We start from the raw sequence: 19,560 nt of genomic DNA, 5'->3' as shown, positions 1-19,560 counted from the left end.
CCTATGAGTCTTTTTCTGGATTTTGAACAGCCGATCGCCGAGTTGCAGGCACAGATCGATGAGCTGCGCCATGTGAGCGAGCACAACAGTGCCGTGGATCTCAGCGAAGACATTCGCCGGCTGGAGAAGAAAAACGAAGAGCTGACCAAGAAGATCTTCGGCGATCTGGGTGCCTGGCAGGTATCCCAGATGGCACGTCATCCCCAGCGCCCCTACACCCTCGACTACATCGAGCAGATATTCACCGATTTCGACGAGCTGGCCGGGGATCGCGCCTATGCCGATGACAAGGCCATTGTCGGCGGCATCGCCCGTCTCGACGGCGAGCCCGTGATGATCATCGGTCACCAGAAGGGTCGCGAGACCAAGGAGAAGATCAAGCGCAACTTCGGCATGCCGCGCCCGGAAGGGTACCGCAAGGCCCTGCGCCTGATGGAGATGGCCGAGCGCTTCAAGATGCCGATCATCACCTTCATCGACACCCCGGGTGCCTACCCCGGCGTGGGTGCCGAGGAGCGTGGCCAGTCCGAAGCCATCGCCCGCAACCTGAAAGTCATGGCCGGCCTGACCGTGCCGGTGGTCTGCACCGTGATCGGTGAAGGCGGTTCCGGCGGCGCTCTCGCCATCGGCGTGGGTGATCGGGTCAACATGCTGCAGTACTCCACCTACTCCGTCATCTCCCCGGAAGGGTGCGCCTCCATCCTCTGGAAGAGCGCCGAGAAGGCCTCGGTGGCGGCGGATGCCATGGGCATCACCGCCCAGCGCCTGAAGGAGCTGAAGCTCATCGACAACATCGTCGAGGAGCCCCTCGGCGGTGCCCACCGCGACGTGGAGAAGATGGCCAAGCACCTGAAAGCGCGCATCAAGCAGGATCTGGATGCCCTGCGCCCCCTCGACAGCGAGCAACTGCTGGAGCAGCGCTACCAGCGTCTGCTGGGTTACGGCTACTGCTGATCTGCTGCTTCCAATAAAAAGTCCCCGCATGCGGGGACTTTTTTTATGGGCGACGTTTGTGGGGGGACGCCGGGGCGGGTCTCAGGGGGCGGTCAGCGCCCGGTGCATGGGGGCGGAAGCACGCCCTCCGGCAGGGCTCAGGGCCCGCCACTCCCGCCACAGCAGCCAGCACAGGGGGGGCGTCAGCAGCAGCACGGTGGCGGGCTGTGCCATCAAGACCCCGTCGCGCCCCCACCAGAGGGGCAGCAGGAAGATGAGGGGCAGCAGCAGCACCGTCTTGGCCACGGAGATGACGAGGGCCTGGCGGGTGCGGGCCATGGCCTGCAACAGCACGATGCCGAACATGACGATCCCCTCCAGGGGCAGGGCAGCGAGGTTGAGGGTCAGGCTGCTGATGGCGGCGGCGAGCAGCTCTGCGTCCTGATCACCGGTGTAGAGCATGGCGACCGGCTGCGGCAGCAGCTGGACAATCAGCCAGACCCCCAGGCCATAGACCAGGGTGATCTTGAGCCCCATCGCCATCAGGAACTGGAGGTCGCGATGGCGCCCGGCCCCGGCTGCCTGGCTCACCAGGGGCTGGATGCCAAACGCCAGTCCCTGCAGGATGACGATGAAGACCGCCTCCGTGTATCCCGCCACGGTGAAGCCCGCCAGATCCTTGACCGTACCGTGCACCATCAGCTGGCTGTTGTGCAGCAGCAACAGCAGCCCCAGATTGAACTGGGCGATGAGGCTCGGCAGCCCGGTGAAGAGCAGGTTCGGCATGGCCGGGAAGCGGGGCACCAGCTGGCGCCAGGTCAGCCGCAACCGGGCGTGGCGGGTGAAGAAGTACCCCAGGCCGAGCAGGCTGACCATGGCCTCCGAGAGGAGGGTGGCCTGGGCTGTGCCGGTGAGGCCGAGCCCGAGCCGGCCCACCATGATGTAGTTGAGCAGGATGTTGAGGAGGGCGCCGCCGCTCACCAGTACCATGGCGAGGCGAGGGCGGCCGTCGTTGCGAAGCAGGTAGGGCACCGCCAGGTTGCTGGCGAGCAGCAGGGTGCCACCGCCAATCCAGGTGAGGTAGTCGCTGGCCTGCTGCCAGGTGTCGGTGCCGGGGGCCATTCCCAGGGCCTGCAGGATATCGGTGTGCCAGTGGTGCAGCAGCAGCGGCGCTACCGTGCCCAGGATCAGCAGCAGCCAGAGGGCGCTGACCAGAGCCTGGCGGGCCAGAGCGAGGTTCCTGGCGCCCTGCTGGAAGGAGATGGCGGTGGCGGCCCCCATGGCGATCATGGCGGCAAGGCCGATGAGCACCATGATGACCGGATAGACCAGGTTGATGCCGGCAAGGCCGGCGGCCCCCACGTAGTGGCCGACGAAGATGCCGTCTACCAGGTAGTAGGCGCCGGAGACCAGCATGGCCATGACGGAGGGGAGGGCATAGCCCCAGAAACGGCGGGCCATGGCCCGTTGACGCAGACGGAAGTAGGCGGACATATCTGTACTCGGGAAAAGGGCCGGAATCGAGCAGACAGTCTAGTTTATTATGGTTTAATTGATAATCAGGCTTTAATTTGATGGATTGCTGAATAAATTTCATCAATCAACGGATCCTGTGATACTCCTTCAGCATGTCGATCAGGGCTCGCAGCCCTTGCCCCAGCTGGTGCCGGCCCGGATAGAAGAGGTTGAACCCGGCAAAGCTGGGGCTCCAGTCATCCAGCACGCTTACCAGCCGCCCCGATGCCAGGGCGTCGAACACCTCCCCTTCATGGCAGTAGGCGAGCCCGAGCCCCGCCTCGGCCGCCCCCAGGTAGAGCGCGGGCGTGCTGGTGGTGAGCGGGCCCGTCACTTCGATCTCAAGCAGTTCCCCCTCGGCGGCAAAGGCCCAGCGATAGTGGTGATGGGGCGTGAGCCGATAACCGATGCAGTCGTGCTGGCGCAGATCCGAGGGGTGGCGAGGGGTGCCACGCCGCGCCAGATAGTCGGGGGAGCCCACCACCAGATAGCGCTGCTGCGGGCCCAGGGGAACCGAGATCATCTCCTGGGGCAGCAGGTCGCCGTAAAAGAGGGCGGCGTCGTAGCCATCCTCGATGAGGCGGGGCATCAGCTCCAGCTCTTCCACCTCCACCTGCATGCGCGGGTAGCGCACCAGATAGTCGATGAGCACCGGGGCCAGCACCTCCTGGATGGCGGCTCGCGGGGCACAGAGCCTGAGCCTGCCCACGGGTTCGCCCGCGTGGCGCGTCAGCTCCGCCAGCGCCGCCTCCAGTTGCCCCAGGGTTGGCAGCACCTGGGCCAGCAGCCGTTCGCCCGCTTCGGTCGGCACCACGGCCCGGGTGCTGCGATTGAGCAGCCTGACGGCCAGGCGACTCTCCAGCCCTTTGAGGGCATGACTCAGGGCCGAGGCGGAGACCCCGAGCTCGAGGGCGGCCTTGCTGAAACTGCGGTGACGGGCGACGGCGGCAAACACGGCCAGCTCGGAGAGATCGGTGCGGGAGAGGGTCATGGTCGGTACGCAGAAAAAGGGCGGACACAAAGGGTACGCCATGGGGCGACGGGAGACAATCGGGGGCAACGAGGGGGTTGTGACGAAATTGTTGCGCGTTTCAAGGGTGAGGTGGATCACACCAAAAAGCTTATATGTTAAAAAAAAATCGCAATATGGCGATTCAAGTGTGATCTGAAGCGACGGAAAGGCGATTCCAATCAAACTTTGGTTGATTAATTCAAAAAAACGCTGTGATTAATAGGGCCTTTTAACTAGAGTCATCTCATCGGATGAGGTGAGCGTTATCCCGTTGTTAACGAGCGAGCACGATCCCCTCTGTATTACGACTCCCCGCCCGTGTTTGTTGCAATCAGGTTGCCACAGGGAGTGGCGGCCGGATGGCCGGGGCGGAGGAACAAACAGGACGAATAGCTGGAGTTCCAGGGAAAGGAACCGGGCCCAGGCCCACTGACAAGTTAAGATCCCACTTTCCTTGATGACAGGAACACCCCTATGTCTGACATGAACATTGCAGTTGAAGGCAGCTTGAGCAAAGCCTCCTCCCGTGGCATCAACAAGGCCGACGTGGTCTGGATGCTGGGTCTGTACGGTACCGCCATCGGCGCCGGTGTCCTCTTCCTGCCGATCAATGCCGGTGTCGGTGGCCTGTGGCCGCTGGTCGCCATGCTGATCCTGGCCCTGCCGCTGACCTTCTTCGCCCACCGTGGCCTGACCCGCTTCGTGCTGTCCGGCTCCACCCGTGACGGCGACATCACCGAGGTGGTGGAAGAGCACTTCGGCAAGACCGCAGGCAAGTTCATCACCCTGCTCTACTTCTTCGCCATCTACCCCATCCTGCTGATGTACTCCGTGGCCATCACCAACACCGTCGAGAGCCTGATGGTGCACCAACTGGGTATGACGGCACCTCCCCGTGCCATCCTCTCCCTGGTGCTGATCCTGGGTCTGATGGCAATCGTTCGCCTGGGCGGCCAGGTCATCGTCAAGGCGATGAGCGTGCTGGTCTTCCCGTTCGTGGTCACTCTGATGGGCCTGGCGCTCTACCTGATCCCGCACTGGAACGGTGCCATCATCACCGAAGCCCCGGCGCTGGGTGAGGCCTTCAACGGCGACTTCATCAAGACCCTGTGGCTGGCCATCCCGGTGATGGTGTTCTCCTTCAACCACTCCCCGATCATCTCCTCCTTCGCGGTGGACAACAAAGGCCGCTACGGCGCCAACGCCGAGAAGAAGTGCAGCAACATCCTGCTGGGCGCCCACGTCATGATGGTGATGACGGTAATGTTCTTCGTGTTCAGCTGCGTGCTGAGCCTCTCCCCGGCTGACCTGGCGGCGGCCAAGGAGCAGAACATCTCCATCCTCTCCTACCTGGCCAACCACTTCGACAACCCGGTGATCGCCACCGTGGCACCGCTCATCGCCATGGTTGCCATCAGCAAGTCCTTCCTGGGTCACTACCTGGGTGCGCAAGAGGGCATGAACGGCCTGATGGCCAAGTCCCTGCGCGAGAAGGGCAAGAACGTCGACGTCAAGCAGCTGAACAAGGTGACCGCGGTCTTCATGATCCTGACCACCTGGGCCGTGGCCACCATCAACCCGAGCATCCTCGGCATGATTGAAGATCTGGGCGGCCCCATCATCGCCATGCTGCTCTTCCTGATGCCGATGTACGCCATCGCCAAGGTGCCGGCCATGCGCAAATATGCCGGCAACCTCAGCAACGGCTTCGTCACCCTCATCGGCCTCATCGCCATGTCCGGTATCATCTACAAGCTGATTGCCTGATGACAGCGTTCATCCCTGTGAGAAAGCCGCCCCCCGGGGCGGTTTTTTTATGGGCACAAATGCTTAACAAAGCGGTGGTGGCGGCCTAACATGGCGGGATGTTTTTCTAGACGGGACAACAGGATATGTCTGGGTTGAAAAAGGATCTCGGGCTCTGGCAGGGGATGGGGCTGCTCGCCACCTCCCTGCTCGGTACCGGGATCTTCGTGGTACCGGCCACCGCCGCCTCGCTGGCGGGAGGGGCGTCGCTGTGGGCCTGGTTGCTGCTGATTGCCCTGGTGCTGCCCATCGCCTTTACCTTCGCCCGCCTCGGGCGGCGTTATCCCCACGCGGGTGGCGCGCCCCATCTGATTGGCCTCGCCTTTGGCAACGGCGCCGAGCGCTTCTCCGCTTTCCTGTTTCTGGCGGTGCTGCCGGTGGGCCTGCCTGCCGCCCTCACCATCGCCGCCGGTTTCTGGCACGCCCTGTTCGACATGGGGGAGTGGACCCTCTGGGGCATCCAGCTGCTCACCCTGCTCGGGGTCTTTCTGCTGGGGCTGCGGGGAGCGCGCTCCTCCGGCAACCTGCAACTGCTGATCGCCCTGGCCATTCTGGGGCTCACCCTGCTTATCTGGGTCAAGGGGGATCTCAGCTGGCGCGATGCCGCCCAGCCTCTGCCAACGGCGAGCGAATGGCCCGCCATGGGCTCGGCGCTGGCGGTGATGTTCTGGTGTTTCGTGGGGCTCGAGGCCTTCGCCCACATGGGGGAGGAGTTCAAGCGGCCAGAGCGGGACTACCCCCTTGCCCTGCTGGGGGGCGTGCTGCTGGCGGGGCTCATCTACTGGGTGCACTCGCTGGTGGTGCTCAAATATGACCTCTACGGGGACGAGGCGACCAATGCCACCGCCATTCCGGCCCTGCTCTCCCTGTTGTTCGGCCCCACCGCCAAGTGGCTGGTGGCGGTGCTGGGCTATCTCTCCTGCTTCGCCAGCATCAACATCTACCTGCAAGGTTTTGCGCGCCTTATCTGGAGCATGGCGCGGGAGGGCAAACTGCCGGTCTCCCTCTCTCGCCTCTCGGCCCGGGGCGCTCCCCTGCATGCCCTTGCCTGGGTGCTCGCCATCTGTTTCGTCTCCATCACCCTGATCCTCTGGCTGCGTCTGCCCCTCGATGCGCTGATCCGCTACGCCAACGGCAACTTCGTGCTGGTCTATCTGCTCTGCATGGCGGCCGGCTGGCGCTTGTTGTCGGGGACCGGCAAGGGGCTGGCGGGCCTCAGCGTGCTGCTCTGTGCCCTGGTGCTGCTGGCCCTCGCCACCCAGGTGCTCTATGCCGTCGTGCTGAGCTTGGGGTATGGCGGCTTCTCCCTGTGGCGGCGCAGACGCCGCCGCTCGGCGTCCGATGAGGGTGTCTGCGCCATCAAGTAACTCCCGAAAAAAAGCCCCGCAGTGCGGGGCTTGTTGTTGCGGGTCACAGGCTGGCGGGCAGGTCGCTGCGCAAGATGGCGTAGTGGCGCAGGGAGATGAAGCCATCCCCCTTGCGCTCGCACTCACGCGCCGTGCCCTCGTAGTGAAAACCGGCCCGCTCCAGCAGGCGGGCGGAGGGGAGGTTGGGCTCCTCCACCACCGCCAGCAGCCGGTGCAGGTCGGTGGTGCGGTAAGTGAGCGGGAGCCAGAGTTGCAGCGCCGCGCTCATCACCCCCTTGCCCCAGTGTTCGGGATAGAGCCAGTAGCCCAGCTCGGCACACCGGTGAGTCGGGTCGGCATCGTTGTAGCCGATGGCCCCCAGCGGCTCGCCCGTGTGCCGGTCGCGAATGAGATGCCAGGCGCCACGGCCGGTACGGGTCAGCTCGGCATACCAATCCATCTGTGCCCGGCATGCCGCCAGGCTGTCGTAGCTGACGCCGTAGTAGGCGACGACCCGGGGATCGGAGAGGCCGCGATAGATGTGAGGCAGGTCGGTGTCGGTGACGGGATCCAGCCTGATGTGGGGTGGTGCTGATGTCATGATGACTCCTTGCGGCCAGCCGTGGCTGGCCGCGTGTGTTGCGTCATAAGAGATGGATGAGCCGGGCTGGCGTCAGGCAAACCCGAGCCGCTCGGCAAGGCGCGCCAGCTCGTCACGCCACTGCTGCTGCAGGCGCGGGGTCTGGTGCCTGGGCTTGCGGGCCAGATCGGCGGCGAGCAGGGCATCGAGCTCATACCAGCGCGCCAGCAGCGCCTCTTCGTCATCCCCCGTGGCGGCCGCGGTCTGCGGGTCACCTGATCGAGCCGGGCTGCCCGCCTGCGGCAAGGGGGCATCGCCCAGCAGCTCGGCATAGGCCCGCTCGGCACTGTGGGCCTCCTGGATGCGCCCGTCCTGTATCAGCCAGAAGCGGTTGCAACTGCGCTCGATCAGCTCCCGGTCGTGGGAGACCAGCAGCACGCCCCCGGGGAAGGCGGCAATCGCCTCGGCCAGCTCCTCCTTGCCCGCCAGATCCAGGTGATTGGTGGGTTCGTCGAGCCAGAGCATGTGGTGGCTGCCGAGGGACAGGGCGAGGAACAGCAACCGTGCCCGCTCGCCCCCGCTCAGGGTGTGCACCTGCTGGCCGTGGCGGGCATAGGGGAAGCCCGCCCGGATCAGCGCCTGTCGCCGCGTCACCTCAGGCAGAGGGGCCAGGGGGTACAGCGCGTCGCTCAGGGTGGCGTCGTCAGCCAGCTGCTGCAGGGACTGATCGTAATAGGCGATGCTGGCGCCGGGGTGGCAGTACCAGCCCGCCTGCGGACTCTGCATGGTCAGTTCGCGCCAGCACTGGCGCAGCAGGGAGGACTTGCCGGTGCCGTTGGCACCGAGTAGGGCAACCCTGTCCCCCGCTCGCAGCCAGAGCCCCTCGGCACGCAGCAGCGGCGGCAGTGCCGGTGCCGGCGATACGTCGAGGGCCTCCAGTCGCAGCAGGGTGTCGGCAGGCAGGCTCACTCCGCGCAGCTCGAGCCGCCAGGGGGCCAGCGCCGCCACCTGGCTCTGCTCCTCCTGCAGGCGGGCGATGCGCTTTTCCATGGACTTGGCCTGGCGCACCAGCTTCTCGTTGTCATGCTCCCGCCCCCAGATGGCGAGGCGCTTGCTGCTGGCGCTCAGGCGGTCTATCTCCTTTTGCTCATCCGCCCGGCGCAGGCGGGCCTGCTCATCCTCGGCAGCCAGCGCCGCCCTGGCCTGGCTGCAGGGCAGGGCGAAGCGGTGCAACTGGCCATCTCGCAGGATCAGGGTCTGATCCGTGACGCGGTCCAGCAGGCGAGCGTCGTGGGAGACCAGCACGAAGGCGCCGCGCCAGCCCAGCAGAAACTGCTCGAGCCAGAGCAGGGCGGGCAAGTCCAGGTGGTTGCTGGGCTCATCGAGCAGCAGCAGGTTGGGTTGGCGCAGCAGGGCGCGGCCTATCTGCAGCCGGCTGTGCTGGCCACCGCTCAGTGCACTGACCTGCAATGTGGCCTGGGCCTCCAGCTGCAGTTCGGCCAGCAGCTTGTCCACCTGCCATTCGGCGGCGGGGTCGTTGCCGAGCGCATCCAGCAGCACGGCGCGGGTGCTGAGGGTGGAAAGCCCGGCGGGCAGTTGCTGGGCCACGAACTCGCAGCGGCAGGCGGCGGCCTGCACGACCCGGCCGGCCTGGGGCGTGCGCTCGCCCGCCAGCAGCGCGAGCAATGTGCTCTTGCCGCAGCCGTTGGCGCCAATCAGGCCGAGTCGGTCGCCTGCGCGAATGCCGAGTTCGAGGTGATCAAATAAGGGAAGGTGCCCCGCACTCATCTGCAGGGAATGGGTACTCATCAGGGTTGTCATGCTCTTGCTCTCTTAAATCGCGGGATAGGAAATCCCTGTCATCAGGAGCGCTGGCGACAACGGTAGAGTCGAGAAAGGTCTCGGTATGGAAGGGAGTCGGCTTTGCTCGAACCCGCTATCGCAGCGCGATGGTATGCAGGCAAGAGCACTTGAATGTGCCGAACAGGCGAGCCGAGAACATCGGACACGCTTGGATAACCATTTTTTACCTCCTTGTGTTTCGTTATGGCAGGGTGCGGCGATTATAGGCACAGAAAAAAACAGTCGTCCATCCGCCCTGTGGGGGGCCGTGGGCACCGCATCGGGAGGTGCGGGGTAAAAAACGCCCCGTGATACGGGGCGTGGGGGGTCAGTCGCGGGGGGTCTTGAGGGCCTCAATCACATCGTCACTGGGGGCCAGTCCCTCCACGTGGTTGAAGCTCTCCAGCCCCTCCTGGGGATTGATGGTGAGGGCGTCGGCGCTCAGGTAGCTGCCGCTGCCGGCGCTCTCCACCACGACGATGACTTCAGGCTGCTTGTCGCCGTTGAGATCCAGCAACTTGATCTCCTTGATGCTGCCATCGCGCGGCAGCACCTTGCCGTCGATGAACTGATCCAGCGGAAACTGGGGGTTGGCACCGGAGTAGAGGCGCACGTCGTAGCTGCCGGTGGAGGCGGGCTCGCCGCGCCCTTCGCTGACGGTCACCACCTGGCCGGAGGGGAGCGTCAGCTGCTTGAAGAAGCCATCCGCCGCCTGGCTGGCGAGGGGCAGGGTGAGCAGGCCGAGAGTAAGGAATAAGGCTTTCATGGAGAGGACCCTTGTTGCTGCTTATGTGTCTGTGACGGGCAGGGGACGCTTCCCTGCCACGTCGGAAGCGGGCAGGGGGCCGCTGGTCGGCCGCCCCCTGCCCGGGTTGTCATCACCATATCTTGACCCGTTTGGCCGGGTCCAGATAGAGCTTGTCGCCGGGCTGGATCTTGAACGCCTCGTAGAAGGCGGGGATGTTCGGTACCACGCCGTTGACCCGGTATTCCGGCGGCGAGTGGGGATCCGAGGCGAGCAGCATCTGCATCAGCTCGGGGCGATACATGCCCTTCCACACCTGGGCCCAGCCGAGGAAGAAGCGCTGCTCGCCGGTAAAACCGTCCAGCACCGGGGCCTCCTTGCCATCCAGGGAGAGCAGGTAGGCCTTGTGGGCGATGGTGAGGCCGCCGAGATCGCCGATGTTCTCCCCCAGGGTAAACTGGCCGTTGACGTACTGGCCCTTGATGGGCTCGAAGCGGTTGTACTGGGCCACCAGCCGGCTGGTGCGGAAGCGAAACTCCTTGAGATCCGCCGGCGTCCACCAGTCGCGCATCACGCCGTCACCGTCGGATTTGGCCCCCTGATCATCAAAACCGTGGCCCATCTCGTGGCCGATCACCCCGCCGATGGCGCCGTAGTTGACCGCATCGTCCGCCGTCATGTCGAAGAAGGGGGGCTGCAAAATGGCGGCCGGGAAGACGATCTCGTTGTTGCTCGGGTTGTAGTAGGCGTTCACCGTCTGGGGGGACATGTGCCACTCGTCCCGATCGACCGGCTTGCCGAGGCGCGCCAGGTTGTCGGCGTATTCGAAGGCGCGGGCCCGCTGCAGGTTGCCCACCAGATCGTCGGGGCGAATGGTGATGGCGCTGTAGTCCTTCCACTTGTCCGGGTAGCCTATCTTGGGTCTGAACTTGGCGAGCTTCTCGAGGGCCTGGGTCTTGGTGGCCGGGGACATCCAGTCCAGCTCCTGGATGCTCTGGCCGTAGGCGGTGCGCAGGTTCTCCACCAGCTGCTCCATACGGGCCTTGGCCGCTGGCGGGAAGTAGCGCTCGACATAGAGCTTGCCCACCGCCTCCCCAAGATTGTTGTCCAGTACCCCGAGGGCCCGCTCCCAGGAGGCGCGCTGCTTGGGCGTGCCGCTCAGGGCGGTGCCGAAGAAGGCAAAATTCTGGGCATCGGTCTGGCTGTCGAGGTAGGGGGCGTAATCGGTGATGAGCTGCCACTTGAGGTAGGCCTGCCAGTCAGCAACCGGGGTCTGCTGCATCACCTCGTTCAGAGCCGAGAGATAGGTGGGCTGGCCGATGACCAGGCTCTGCTGCCCCGCAAGGCCGGCCTGGGCCAGGTAGGCGTCCCAGTCGATGGCGGGGGCGAGGCGCCCCAGCTCGCTCACCGGTCCCTTGTTGTAGTTCTTCTCTCTGTCCCGCAGGGCCACGTTGTCCCACTGGATCTGGGCGAGCCTGGTCTCGAGGGCCAGGATGCGTTTCGCCTTGGCCTGGGCATCCGTCTCACCGAAGCGGGTCAGCATGGCGGCGATGTGTTGCTCGTACTTGTGCAGCAGCGCCTGGCTGTTGGGGTCGCGCTTGAGGTAGTAGTCCCGATCCGGCAGGCCGAGGCCGGCCTGGTAGAGGTAGACGGCATAGCTGTCAGGGGCCTTGGCGTCGGCGTCAATCCAGAAACCGAAGGGGGAGCCGCCACCGGTGCGGGCGCTCTGGGCGAAGGCGCGGGCGAGATCCTGCGGCGTGCTGATCTGCTCTATCTCGCTCAGCATCGGCAGCAGGGGCGTGGTGCCCTTGGCGTTGCGGGCGGCCTGATCCAGATAGCTCTGGTAGAGGTCGTGGATCTGCTGGGCCGGGGTGCCGGCGGCGGCTTTGCCATCCAGCCCCTCCACCAGCACTCGCACGTCCGCCAGGGATTTGTCCCGCAGCAGGTAGAAGGCGCCGTCGGCGGGCCTGTCATCGGGGATCTTGGCCGTGGCGAGCCAGTGGCCGTTCACGTAGCGGAAGAAGTCGTCACCAGGCTTGACGCTGGTGTCCATGTTGGCCAGCGCAAGGCCGGAGTGTTTGTCCGGTTGGCTCGGTGCCTGACTGCAACCGGCCAGCAGGGCCAGCCCGACGAGGGTGGCCAGGATGTGTTTCTTGTTGTTCATTATGGTTTTATTCCAATTCGGGTTATATGGCTTCCTTGCCCACGCAGGGAGCGATTCACTCTAGCAGCCGGGTTAGCGCTTGATAAGCCCGACTCTGCTAAGATCGGCCTGGTCGTATTGGGGAAGCCTATGATTTCTCGTATTTATTCTCGTTTTTGTCAGACCCTGCCCACGCCGGAAGGTTCCCGCGGTCTGCTGGTGGCTTTCAGCGGCGGGCTCGACTCCACCGTCTTGCTGGTGCTGGCGGTCCGTTTTGCCCGCGCCCACGGCCTCTCCCTGAACGCCCTGCACGTTCATCACGGCCTGAGCCCACATGCCGACGACTGGGTGGCTCACTGCGAAGGGGTGTGCCGGCAACTGGCGGTGCCCCTCATCGTGGAGCGGGTGCAGCTCTGTCGGGGCAACGGGGAGAGCCTGGAGGCCCAGGCGCGGGCGGCGCGTTATGAGCGACTCGCCACCCACCTGGGGGAAGGGGAGTGGCTGCTCACCGCTCACCATCAGGACGATCAGCTGGAGACCCTGCTGCTGGCGCTCAAGCGGGGTGCCGGTCTGCGCGGGCTGGCGGGCATGGTGGCGAGCCAGCCTTTTGCCGCAGGCCATCTGTTGCGCCCCTTGCTCGACATGAGCCGGGCCGAGCTGGCGGAAGCCGCGCAGTCACTTCCTTATGGCTGGGTTGAGGATGAGAGCAACGAGGACCCGAGCTATGACCGCAACTTCCTGCGCCAGCAGATCATTCCCCTGCTCAAGGACCGCTGGCCCGCCATGGCCCGGACGACGGCGCGCACCATGGCCCTGTGCGCCGAGCAGGAGGCGCTTATCAGCGAGCTGGCCGAGGCGGACTGGCAGGCGGTGGGTGAGGGAGAAGGGCTGCGCATTGACGGACTCCTCTCCCTCTCCCCCGTGCGGCGTAACAACCTGCTGCGCCACTGGATCCGCCGCCAGGGGGGGGAGATGCCCTCCCGCGAGCTGCTGGGCCTGCTGTGGCAGGAGGTGGCGCTGGCGCGCGATGACGCCAACCCCAGGCTGAGCTTGCAAGGGTTGGCGTGCCGCCGCTATCAGGGGCGCCTGTACCTGGTGGCGCCGGATCTCGCCCCCCGCGAGGAGGTGCTGCCCATCGGGATGGAAGAGACGCTCACCCTGCCGGACGGGCTCGGGCAGTTCAGGCTCTGGAGAACGGATGGCGAAGGGTTGCGGACACCGAGGGGGGACGAGCCGCTCTCGGTGCGTTTTCAGGTCGCCCCCGGCGTCATGCTGAAACCGGTGGGGCGGGTGGGCAGCCGGCGGCTCAAGAAGCTGCTGCAAGAGTACGGGGTGCCCTCCTGGCAGCGGGGGCGCATTCCCATCCTCTACTACGGTGAACAGGTGGCACTGGTGGCCGGGCTCTTTGTCTGCGACGGATTTCTGGCGCCAGAAGAGGGGGTGGCGTGGGAGTGGCGGCCCCCGTCCCCCAGGATACGAATTGACATCGCAGAGTGACAGGGGGCCGGGAGGCGAAAGGGTTATGCCCTATTCGGGCAGGCCGGAGCCCCCGGCTTTCTTGCGGGCGTAGAGATGGGTATCGGCCGTCTCGTAGAGGCGCTGCACATCCATGCCAGACTGCCAGCTGGCGGCTCCCAGGCTGCACCCCACAGAGAAGGTGCTGAGCTCCTTGTGGCTGTGGAGCACATGTTGCAACCGCAGCCAGACCGGGCGCCAGGCCTCGGGGTCCGCGGGCTGCAGCAGCAGGGCAAACTCGTCACCGCCGAGGCGAAACGCCTGATCCGTCCCGCGAATGCACCCCTGCAGCAACTGGGCGAAGCGGCTTAGCACCAGGTCGCCCACCGGGTGGCCCCAGGTGTCATTGACCTGCTTGAATCTGTCGAGATCCAGCAGCACCAACACCAGGCCGTGGGGTTCCCGGCTGTGTTGCTCCACCGCCCGGCCGATGGCCTCATCGAAGTAGGCGCGATTGCCAAGCCCGGTCAGGTGGTCGAGCCGCACCTGCTGTTCCAGCCGATCCAGCCGCAGATAGAGGGGCAGGGGGAGACTGAACAGCTGATGATATTGCTCAAGCAACCGCCTCTGGCCGTCGCTCAGGGGGTGCTCCAGCTCGTAGTGCAACTGGCCGAGCAACTGCTCGTGTCGTCCCCGCAGCTCGAAGCGATAGGCATGCAGGGTCAGCCTGGCCTGGGGCGGGTGCGAGATGAGAGGATGGGGCTGGCCACAGTCGAACTGGAGCGAGTGGATCCGGACAATGTTTGCCACCCGCTCGGCAAAGATTGCCAGCAGGGCGTCAAGATCCCGTTGCCCCAGCAACTGCTCTATCTGCTGATAGCGGTCCTGCCCGGTCAAGGGCGCAAGCCGCTCCATCTGCTGTACCCACTGCTCTATGCCATGTCCGAAGCCGTTCAATGACGATGTGTTTTCCACGTTACAGCCCTTACACCTCTCCATTCATTGCGCAGGCTCTTGCAAGCCCTGTGCCTAAAATATGTCCGATGAAAAACAAGGGGGCTGGCTAGGCTTAACGGGATGAAACGTGAGGGGAAATCCCTGCCGCTGAGCGAGTGCCGTGCCATATGGGGAGCGGGCGCTGTACTTGCTGTGTCAGGGAAGAGGGCGCCGGGCAGATGAAGGAGAGGGATGGGTGTACGCCGATGTGTTGATCCTGCTGATCTTCGCCGTTGTGCTGGTGGCCATTTTCCGGCGCCTCGGCCAGCCGGTGATCCTTGCCTATCTGTTTGCCGGCATGCTGCTCGGCCCCCATGGCGTGGCCATCGTCACGGGTCAGGCCATGATGCAGACCATAGGAGAGCTTGGCATTGTGTTCCTGATGTTCTCCCTCGGGCTCGAGTTCTCCCTGCCGCGTCTGCTCGCCATGCGCAAGCTGGTGTTGGGGGTCGGCAGCCTGCAGGTGCTGCTCACCTCACTGCTGTTTTTCGGGCTCGGCTGGTGGTGGGGGCTGAGCCTGGCCCAGGCGCTGGTGGTATCAGGCACCCTGGCGCTCTCCTCCACCGCCGTGGTGATCAAGCAGCTCGGCGAGCTCAAGCAGCTCCATACCCGGCGAGCCCAGCTCGGGGTGAGCGTGCTGCTGTTCCAGGATCTCGCCGTGGTGCCCCTGCTGGTGATGATCCCCATCCTGGCCCAGCCCGAGGTGCAGGGCAGCGCCCTGCTGGCGGAGGTCGCCTGGGCCTCCCTCAAGGGGTTGTTTGCGCTATCCGTGCTGCTGGCGGTGGGGAAGTGGCTGCTGCCCATGCTGTTTTTCGAGGTGGCGCGCGCACGTTCAGACGAACTCTTCGTACTGAGTGCCCTGCTGGTGGCATTGCTGGCGGCCTCCCTGACCCAGTGGATGGGGCTCTCCATGGCGCTCGGTGCCTTTCTGGCGGGCATGATGCTGGGGGAGTCCCACTATCGTCATCAGCTCGAAGTGGACATCAAGCCGTTTCGCGACGTGTTGATGGGGCTCTTCTTCATTACCATCGGCATGACCATGGACTGGGCGCTGGTGGCGGGCGCCTGGTGGCAGGTGCTGGCCTGTGTGACGGGGCTAATCCTGTGCAAGTCGCTGCTCATATTGCTGGCGGGCCGCCTGATGGGGGAGCGCAAGCGCGACGCCATGGCCGCTGGCATCATGTTGAGCCAGGTCGGGGAGTTCGGTTTTGTGCTGCTGGCGCTGGCGAGTCATCACGGCTTGCTGGATCACCAGCTGGTCTCTCTGCTCATCGGCATCGGTGTCATCTCCATCGCCCTCACCCCCTGGCTGGTGTTGCGGGCGCTGGGGCTTGCCCACTCCCTCACCGACAGTGCCCTGCTCTCTCGCGCCGAGGTGGCCCAGTCGGGCCTGAGCAAACACCAGCACGTCATCATCGCCGGGTTCGGACGCACCGGCCAAACCTGTGCCCGCTTTCTCAAGCTCGAAGAGATACCTTTCCTGGCCCTGGATCTCGATCCCGAGCGGGTGAGTGAGGCGAAGCTCGCGGGGGAGCAGGCCGGCGCCTTCGAGGTGATCCCCGAATCCCAGGAGGGAGCCCTGATGCTGGTCTCCCACCTGCTGCTCAACTGCGACATTCCCATCGGCCGGGTGATCCGGCGCATGGAGCACGAGCGCAGCAGCCAGTATCGCTTTCTGCACGGTTTCTACTGGGGCGGCAAGAGTGCGGGCAATCTGGAGACGGATCAACTGCTCGAGCGGCTGCATCCCGTGCTGCTGCACGACCAGGCCTGGGCGGTGGGACACAGGGTGCGGGATCTCGCCCTGGGAGAGGTGCGCATCAAGGCGATTCATCGCGGGGAGCGCAGCCTGGATCCCAGGCGCGAGCTGGTGCTGGCGGCGGGAGATACCCTGGTGCTCTTCGGCACGGCCGTGGCCATGGAACAGGCCGAGCAGCGCCTGCTGGAGGGACGCTAGGATCTCCTTCCCATGAGATAAGGCCCCTCAGGCCTCTTCGCGAAATTGCACCTGCCTCCCGCTGCCCGGCAGGTCGAGGAAGGCCTCGATGCGCTGGCGGTGATCCAGCGCGTCCTGGTATCCCAGCTTGATGAGCCGCTGGCAATAGCCGGGGTCAAACATCAGGAAGCTGGCCAGGCTGCTGCTCTCTTCGCCGTTGACCCCGAGCACTCGCAGCAGACGGCGCAGCTGGGTCGGCAACCGTGGGAGGTATTCGAGGGCGATGAGGTCGAGATCCTGGCTGGGGCGGATCACGCAGGTCTCCACCTGGCGCAGTTTCAGTCGACTGCGCTCCCGTGCCGGAATGAGGGAAAGGGTCTGGTTGATGCGCCCGAGCCGCTCCAGATCCGAATTAAGGGTGTCGGAGAAGACGGTGTTGAGCAGATGGCTCGCGATGTTGGAGCTGGTCAGGTGCCCCTGGCGGGGAGTCGGGTTCTCCCTGTGAGGGGAGTCCAGGGTCACCAGCAGGATCCTCTCCGCCCCCAGGTGGATGGCGGGACTGAGCGGGCTCAGCTGGTGGATGGAGCCATCCCCGTAGATGCGATCGCCGATGGGGGTGGCGGGAAAGACAAAGGGCAGCGCCGACGAGGCCAGCAGGTGATCCGAGGTGAGCAGGGTACGCAGGCCACGTCGTCTGGCGCGCTCCCAGGGCTGATGTTCGGCCCGCCCCTGGAAGAAGGTGGTGGAGAGGCCGTCATCATAGTCGGAGGCCGTGATGGCGATGGCCTCCAGGCTGCCGTAGAGAATGTTGTCATCGATGCGGTGATAGTCGATGAGCTGATCCAGCAGACGGCGCAGGGGGGCGTTGTCAAACAGGTGAAAGGCTCGGTTGCTCTGGGGGGTGATGAGGCCGGCAGAGCCCTGATAGAGGGTGCGCCACAGCAGTTGGCAAGGGTGGAAGTCGAAGATGTGGTGGGTCTCGAATCGTCGCCAGACCCACTCCAGCTTGCGCACCCCCAGATGGAAACAGGAGGCGTAGCACGCCAGCGCCGTGATGTTGAGAGCCCCCGCCGAGGTGCCGCACAAAATGGGGAAGGGGATGCCGATGTTGCGGGGGTAGAGTTCGGCCACCGCCTTGAGTGCGCCGACCTGATAGGCGGCGCGGGCACCACCACCAGTCAGCAGAAGAGCAGTATTGGGTCTGGCCATGAGGGTGCGCCTTATCGTGATCGCCAGGGCGGGTTGCCACCGCGCAATTCAACTATAAGACGTTGTATACCGGATAAAAATGGGCCGCACGCTCAATTTTTGCGGCCCGTTTCATTTTCAGTTTGCCAAGGGCGTCTGGCTCAGTTGATCGAAGGCGGCGAAGGCTGGAGGGCTTGCCAGAATACGGCCATGGCCGAGCCCCCGGGTGCTCACCAGCCGGGTTCTGCCATCCTGGGCCGCGCGTAGGGAGTCCCGGTGGGGGGCGAAGCGGTCTTCCTCATCGTGAACGATGAGGGCGGCGCCGCTGCGCCGGGCGAGCCGGCCAAGGGGGTCAACCGTGCTGAGCGGGTGCTGGTATTCGTGTTCTATCTCCTTGACCACCGCATCGAACAGCCGGATGGAGTAGCCGGAGCGCGCCACCATGCCGTAGAGCTGGGGCACGTAGTCGAGCACCGGGGAGATGAGCAGCAGCGGCAGCGTATCGATTGCCGGGTGACGGCTGCTGAGGGTGACGGCGCCCCCCATGCTGTGGGTGATGACGCCCTGGACGGGGCCGACTCGCTCGAGGATCTCGTCGAAAGCGCGCACGAAGCGGGGCAGGTGACCCCTGTTCCCTTCGCTCCGGCCGTGGGCGGGGTGATCGTAGGCGAGGGCCGTATAGCCCTGGGCGGCGATGTGGCTCATCAACGGATAGAACTGGCTGGCACTGCCTGACCAGCCGTGCATCAACAGCCAGACCGGCCCCTGCCCGAGCCGGTAGCTCATCAGGGTCCCTTCACTGGTGTGGATGGCCTGCTCGACCAGGCCGGTCGGGGCTGCGACGCCCCGGGTCGCCCGCTGCGGGGTGAGCAGCAGCTTGCTGGCGGTGCGCTTGGCGTGGGTGGGCGCGAGCACGTGATGCAGGCGGGTGCCGAGGCCCAGCAGCAACTTGCTCGGGCTGAAGCGGCGTGTGTTGAAGTAGATCTTGCTGCTCATGGTCATCCTGTGTCTTTTGTGTGCGAACGGTCGTGCTTTTTTGCGAATTTTTAAAAGGAAGAGCCCGTCGGGTCAGCGCCAGCTGGCCAGCAATTGTTCCACCTCGGGCCAGAAGTGGCGGGCCGGATCCTCGCTGAGCCCCAGGGCATGGAACACCTGATCCCCGAGATAGAGGCCATAGAGGCGATAGACGGCGCGCCAGGGGTCGAGATCGCTGCGCCACTCCCCTCTGGCCTGCCCCTGCACTACCTGGCGTGCCAGGTAGTCGAGCCAGAAACGGACCAGCTCGCGTGCCGCCTGCTGGACCTCACCCTCCTGGGCGGAGGTCCAGGCATCGAGGAACATGCAGCGGCCGGCAAAACTCTGGTTCCAGGCCAGCCAGGCCTGCAACAGGGCGAGCAGTTTCTCCTGCTGGGTGGCGTGTCCCTGTTGGCGCACCGGCTGGATCACCCGCTCCCGAAATACCTCGGCGGAATGGGTGAGCACGGCGATCTGCAGGTTGTCACGGGACTGGAAGTGGGCGAACAGACCGCTTTTTGACATCTCGCAAGCCGTTGCGAGGGAGCCTATGGTGAGGCTCTCCAGCCCCTGCTGGCTCGCCTGCTCGAATGCAGTCTGCAAAATGGTGTCGCGGGTCAGACGTCCCTTGCTCATCCGGCTCTCCTCTCTCTGGGCTGGCAGCATAAAGTACGACCGTGCTAATTGTCGAGCCGCAAATGGTGCAGGGAGGCCGTTTCCGGCTGCCGCGGGGTGCCAGAGAGGGGGGCTGGCTCGATACAAGCCAGCCGGGGACGAGCTCAGTCGTCCTTGATGCCCATTTGCTGCAGGGCGATGACCGCCTGGGTGCGGTGCTTGACCCCAAGTTTGCGGAAGGCGGAGTGATATGGGCTCTGATGGTGACAAGGTGCTCAACTGTCCTTGATATCCATCTGCTGGAGGGCGATGACCGCCTGGGTGCGGTGCTTGACCCCGAGTTTGCGGAAGGCGGAGTGATATGGGCTCTGATGGTGGCAAGGGGCTCAACTGTCCTTGATATCCATCTGCTGGAGGGCGATGACCGCCTGGGT

At 64.9% G+C, this 19,560-nt stretch carries 16 protein-coding genes; 6 read left to right on the top strand and 10 right to left on the bottom strand.

Annotation, left to right across the window (positions count from 1 at the left end):
* The first annotated feature begins 3 nt into the window (after positions 1-3).
* Entirely contained in the window at positions 4-954 is a 951-nt protein-coding gene (gene accA / locus AB5Y64_RS16890) for an acetyl-CoA carboxylase carboxyl transferase subunit alpha (protein WP_010673419.1), read from the top strand.
* A gap of 81 nt (positions 955-1,035) precedes the next feature.
* Here the strand turns inward: accA and AB5Y64_RS16885 are convergent, their stop codons facing one another.
* Both AB5Y64_RS16885 and AB5Y64_RS16880 read right to left on the bottom strand, forming a co-directional pair.
* On the bottom strand, positions 1,036-2,427 hold the full coding sequence (locus tag AB5Y64_RS16885) for an MATE family efflux transporter (RefSeq protein ID WP_103244430.1): 1,392 nt from the start codon (positions 2,425-2,427) through the stop codon (positions 1,036-1,038).
* A 106-nt stretch (positions 2,428-2,533) separates the two neighbouring features.
* Complete coding sequence (locus AB5Y64_RS16880) at positions 2,534-3,439, bottom strand: LysR family transcriptional regulator (RefSeq protein ID WP_103244742.1); 906 nt, start codon at positions 3,437-3,439, stop codon at positions 2,534-2,536.
* Between the two features lie 495 nt (positions 3,440-3,934).
* Between AB5Y64_RS16880 and AB5Y64_RS16875 the strand changes: the two genes are divergently transcribed.
* Both AB5Y64_RS16875 and yjeH read left to right on the top strand, forming a co-directional pair.
* Complete coding sequence (locus AB5Y64_RS16875) at positions 3,935-5,227, top strand: HAAAP family serine/threonine permease (RefSeq protein ID WP_049636279.1); 1,293 nt, start codon at positions 3,935-3,937, stop codon at positions 5,225-5,227.
* 125 nt (positions 5,228-5,352) lie between these two features.
* Positions 5,353-6,633: an L-methionine/branched-chain amino acid transporter gene (gene yjeH, locus AB5Y64_RS16870; RefSeq protein ID WP_042015548.1), complete on the top strand. Its 1,281-nt coding sequence runs from the start codon at positions 5,353-5,355 to the stop codon at positions 6,631-6,633.
* A gap of 43 nt (positions 6,634-6,676) precedes the next feature.
* On the opposite strand, the gene AB5Y64_RS16865 is transcribed toward yjeH, so the two are convergent.
* The 4 genes from AB5Y64_RS16865 to AB5Y64_RS16850 all read right to left on the bottom strand — a co-directional run bounded on the left by AB5Y64_RS16865 (position 6,677) and on the right by AB5Y64_RS16850 (position 11,943).
* Positions 6,677-7,213, bottom strand: a complete 537-nt coding sequence (locus tag AB5Y64_RS16865; RefSeq protein WP_113069825.1) for a GNAT family N-acetyltransferase — start codon at positions 7,211-7,213, stop codon at positions 6,677-6,679.
* Between the two features lie 72 nt (positions 7,214-7,285).
* On the bottom strand, positions 7,286-9,013 hold the full coding sequence (locus AB5Y64_RS16860) for an ABC-F family ATP-binding cassette domain-containing protein (protein ID WP_368204294.1): 1,728 nt from the start codon (positions 9,011-9,013) through the stop codon (positions 7,286-7,288).
* A 349-nt stretch (positions 9,014-9,362) separates the two neighbouring features.
* Positions 9,363-9,800, bottom strand: coding sequence for a PliI family lysozyme inhibitor of I-type lysozyme (locus AB5Y64_RS16855; protein ID WP_010673427.1), 438 nt, complete (start codon positions 9,798-9,800; stop codon positions 9,363-9,365).
* A gap of 112 nt (positions 9,801-9,912) precedes the next feature.
* Positions 9,913-11,943: a M13 family metallopeptidase gene (locus AB5Y64_RS16850; RefSeq protein WP_279976616.1), complete on the bottom strand. Its 2,031-nt coding sequence runs from the start codon at positions 11,941-11,943 to the stop codon at positions 9,913-9,915.
* Positions 11,944-12,072: 129 nt separating this feature from the next.
* Between AB5Y64_RS16850 and tilS the strand changes: the two genes are divergently transcribed.
* Positions 12,073-13,419 (top strand): tRNA lysidine(34) synthetase TilS, encoded by a 1,347-nt coding sequence (gene tilS, locus AB5Y64_RS16845; protein ID WP_368204292.1) that lies wholly within the window; start codon positions 12,073-12,075, stop codon positions 13,417-13,419.
* A 30-nt stretch (positions 13,420-13,449) separates the two neighbouring features.
* On the opposite strand, the gene AB5Y64_RS16840 is transcribed toward tilS, so the two are convergent.
* Positions 13,450-14,376, bottom strand: a complete 927-nt coding sequence (locus tag AB5Y64_RS16840; RefSeq protein ID WP_244812586.1) for a GGDEF domain-containing protein — start codon at positions 14,374-14,376, stop codon at positions 13,450-13,452.
* 193 nt (positions 14,377-14,569) lie between these two features.
* On the opposite strand from AB5Y64_RS16840, the gene AB5Y64_RS16835 reads away from it, so the two are divergent.
* Entirely contained in the window at positions 14,570-16,330 is a 1,761-nt protein-coding gene (locus tag AB5Y64_RS16835) for a cation:proton antiporter (protein ID WP_161470571.1), read from the top strand.
* 27 nt (positions 16,331-16,357) lie between these two features.
* Here the strand turns inward: AB5Y64_RS16835 and AB5Y64_RS16830 are convergent, their stop codons facing one another.
* The 3 genes from AB5Y64_RS16830 to AB5Y64_RS16820 form a co-directional block, all read right to left on the bottom strand.
* A complete protein-coding gene (locus tag AB5Y64_RS16830; protein WP_113977725.1) occupies positions 16,358-17,518 on the bottom strand; it encodes a patatin-like phospholipase family protein in 1,161 nt (386 codons plus the stop codon).
* 117 nt (positions 17,519-17,635) lie between these two features.
* Positions 17,636-18,493, bottom strand: coding sequence for an alpha/beta fold hydrolase (locus AB5Y64_RS16825; protein ID WP_326511018.1), 858 nt, complete (start codon positions 18,491-18,493; stop codon positions 17,636-17,638).
* 72 nt (positions 18,494-18,565) lie between these two features.
* Positions 18,566-19,147 carry a TetR/AcrR family transcriptional regulator gene (locus AB5Y64_RS16820; RefSeq protein WP_042864251.1) on the bottom strand — a complete coding sequence of 194 codons (582 nt, stop codon included), beginning with the start codon at positions 19,145-19,147 and terminating at the stop codon, positions 18,566-18,568.
* A 41-nt stretch (positions 19,148-19,188) separates the two neighbouring features.
* Between AB5Y64_RS16820 and AB5Y64_RS16815 the strand changes: the two genes are divergently transcribed.
* Positions 19,189-19,560 (top strand): hypothetical protein (locus AB5Y64_RS16815; RefSeq protein WP_368204306.1); only part of this gene is annotated, 372 nt, incomplete at its 3' end.

It is taken from the genome of Aeromonas sp. R5-1, from assembly GCF_040908265.1.
GTDB classification, from domain to species: Bacteria; Pseudomonadota; Gammaproteobacteria; order Enterobacterales; family Aeromonadaceae; genus Aeromonas; species Aeromonas caviae.
This window is presented reverse-complemented; position numbering and strand designations above follow the sequence as displayed.

Excerpts from the sequence above, each read along its gene's own strand:
- AB5Y64_RS16860 (WP_368204294.1), bottom strand. The coding sequence starts at position 9,013 with ATGACAACCCTGATGAGTACCCATTCCCTGCAGATGAGTGCGGGGCAC.
- AB5Y64_RS16880 (WP_103244742.1), bottom strand. The coding sequence starts at position 3,439 with ATGACCCTCTCCCGCACCGATCTCTCCGAGCTGGCCGTGTTTGCCGCC.
- AB5Y64_RS16830 (WP_113977725.1), bottom strand. The coding sequence starts at position 17,518 with ATGGCCAGACCCAATACTGCTCTTCTGCTGACTGGTGGTGGTGCCCGC.
- AB5Y64_RS16875 (WP_049636279.1), top strand. The coding sequence starts at position 3,935 with ATGTCTGACATGAACATTGCAGTTGAAGGCAGCTTGAGCAAAGCCTCC.
- AB5Y64_RS16840 (WP_244812586.1), bottom strand. The coding sequence starts at position 14,376 with ATGGAGAGGTGTAAGGGCTGTAACGTGGAAAACACATCGTCATTGAAC.
- tilS (WP_368204292.1), top strand. The coding sequence starts at position 12,073 with ATGATTTCTCGTATTTATTCTCGTTTTTGTCAGACCCTGCCCACGCCG.
- AB5Y64_RS16885 (WP_103244430.1), bottom strand. The coding sequence starts at position 2,427 with ATGTCCGCCTACTTCCGTCTGCGTCAACGGGCCATGGCCCGCCGTTTC.
- AB5Y64_RS16850 (WP_279976616.1), bottom strand. The coding sequence starts at position 11,943 with ATGAACAACAAGAAACACATCCTGGCCACCCTCGTCGGGCTGGCCCTG.
- AB5Y64_RS16855 (WP_010673427.1), bottom strand. The coding sequence starts at position 9,800 with ATGAAAGCCTTATTCCTTACTCTCGGCCTGCTCACCCTGCCCCTCGCC.
- AB5Y64_RS16825 (WP_326511018.1), bottom strand. The coding sequence starts at position 18,493 with ATGAGCAGCAAGATCTACTTCAACACACGCCGCTTCAGCCCGAGCAAG.
- AB5Y64_RS16865 (WP_113069825.1), bottom strand. The coding sequence starts at position 7,213 with ATGACATCAGCACCACCCCACATCAGGCTGGATCCCGTCACCGACACC.
- AB5Y64_RS16820 (WP_042864251.1), bottom strand. The coding sequence starts at position 19,147 with ATGAGCAAGGGACGTCTGACCCGCGACACCATTTTGCAGACTGCATTC.
- yjeH (WP_042015548.1), top strand. The coding sequence starts at position 5,353 with ATGTCTGGGTTGAAAAAGGATCTCGGGCTCTGGCAGGGGATGGGGCTG.
- accA (WP_010673419.1), top strand. The coding sequence starts at position 4 with ATGAGTCTTTTTCTGGATTTTGAACAGCCGATCGCCGAGTTGCAGGCA.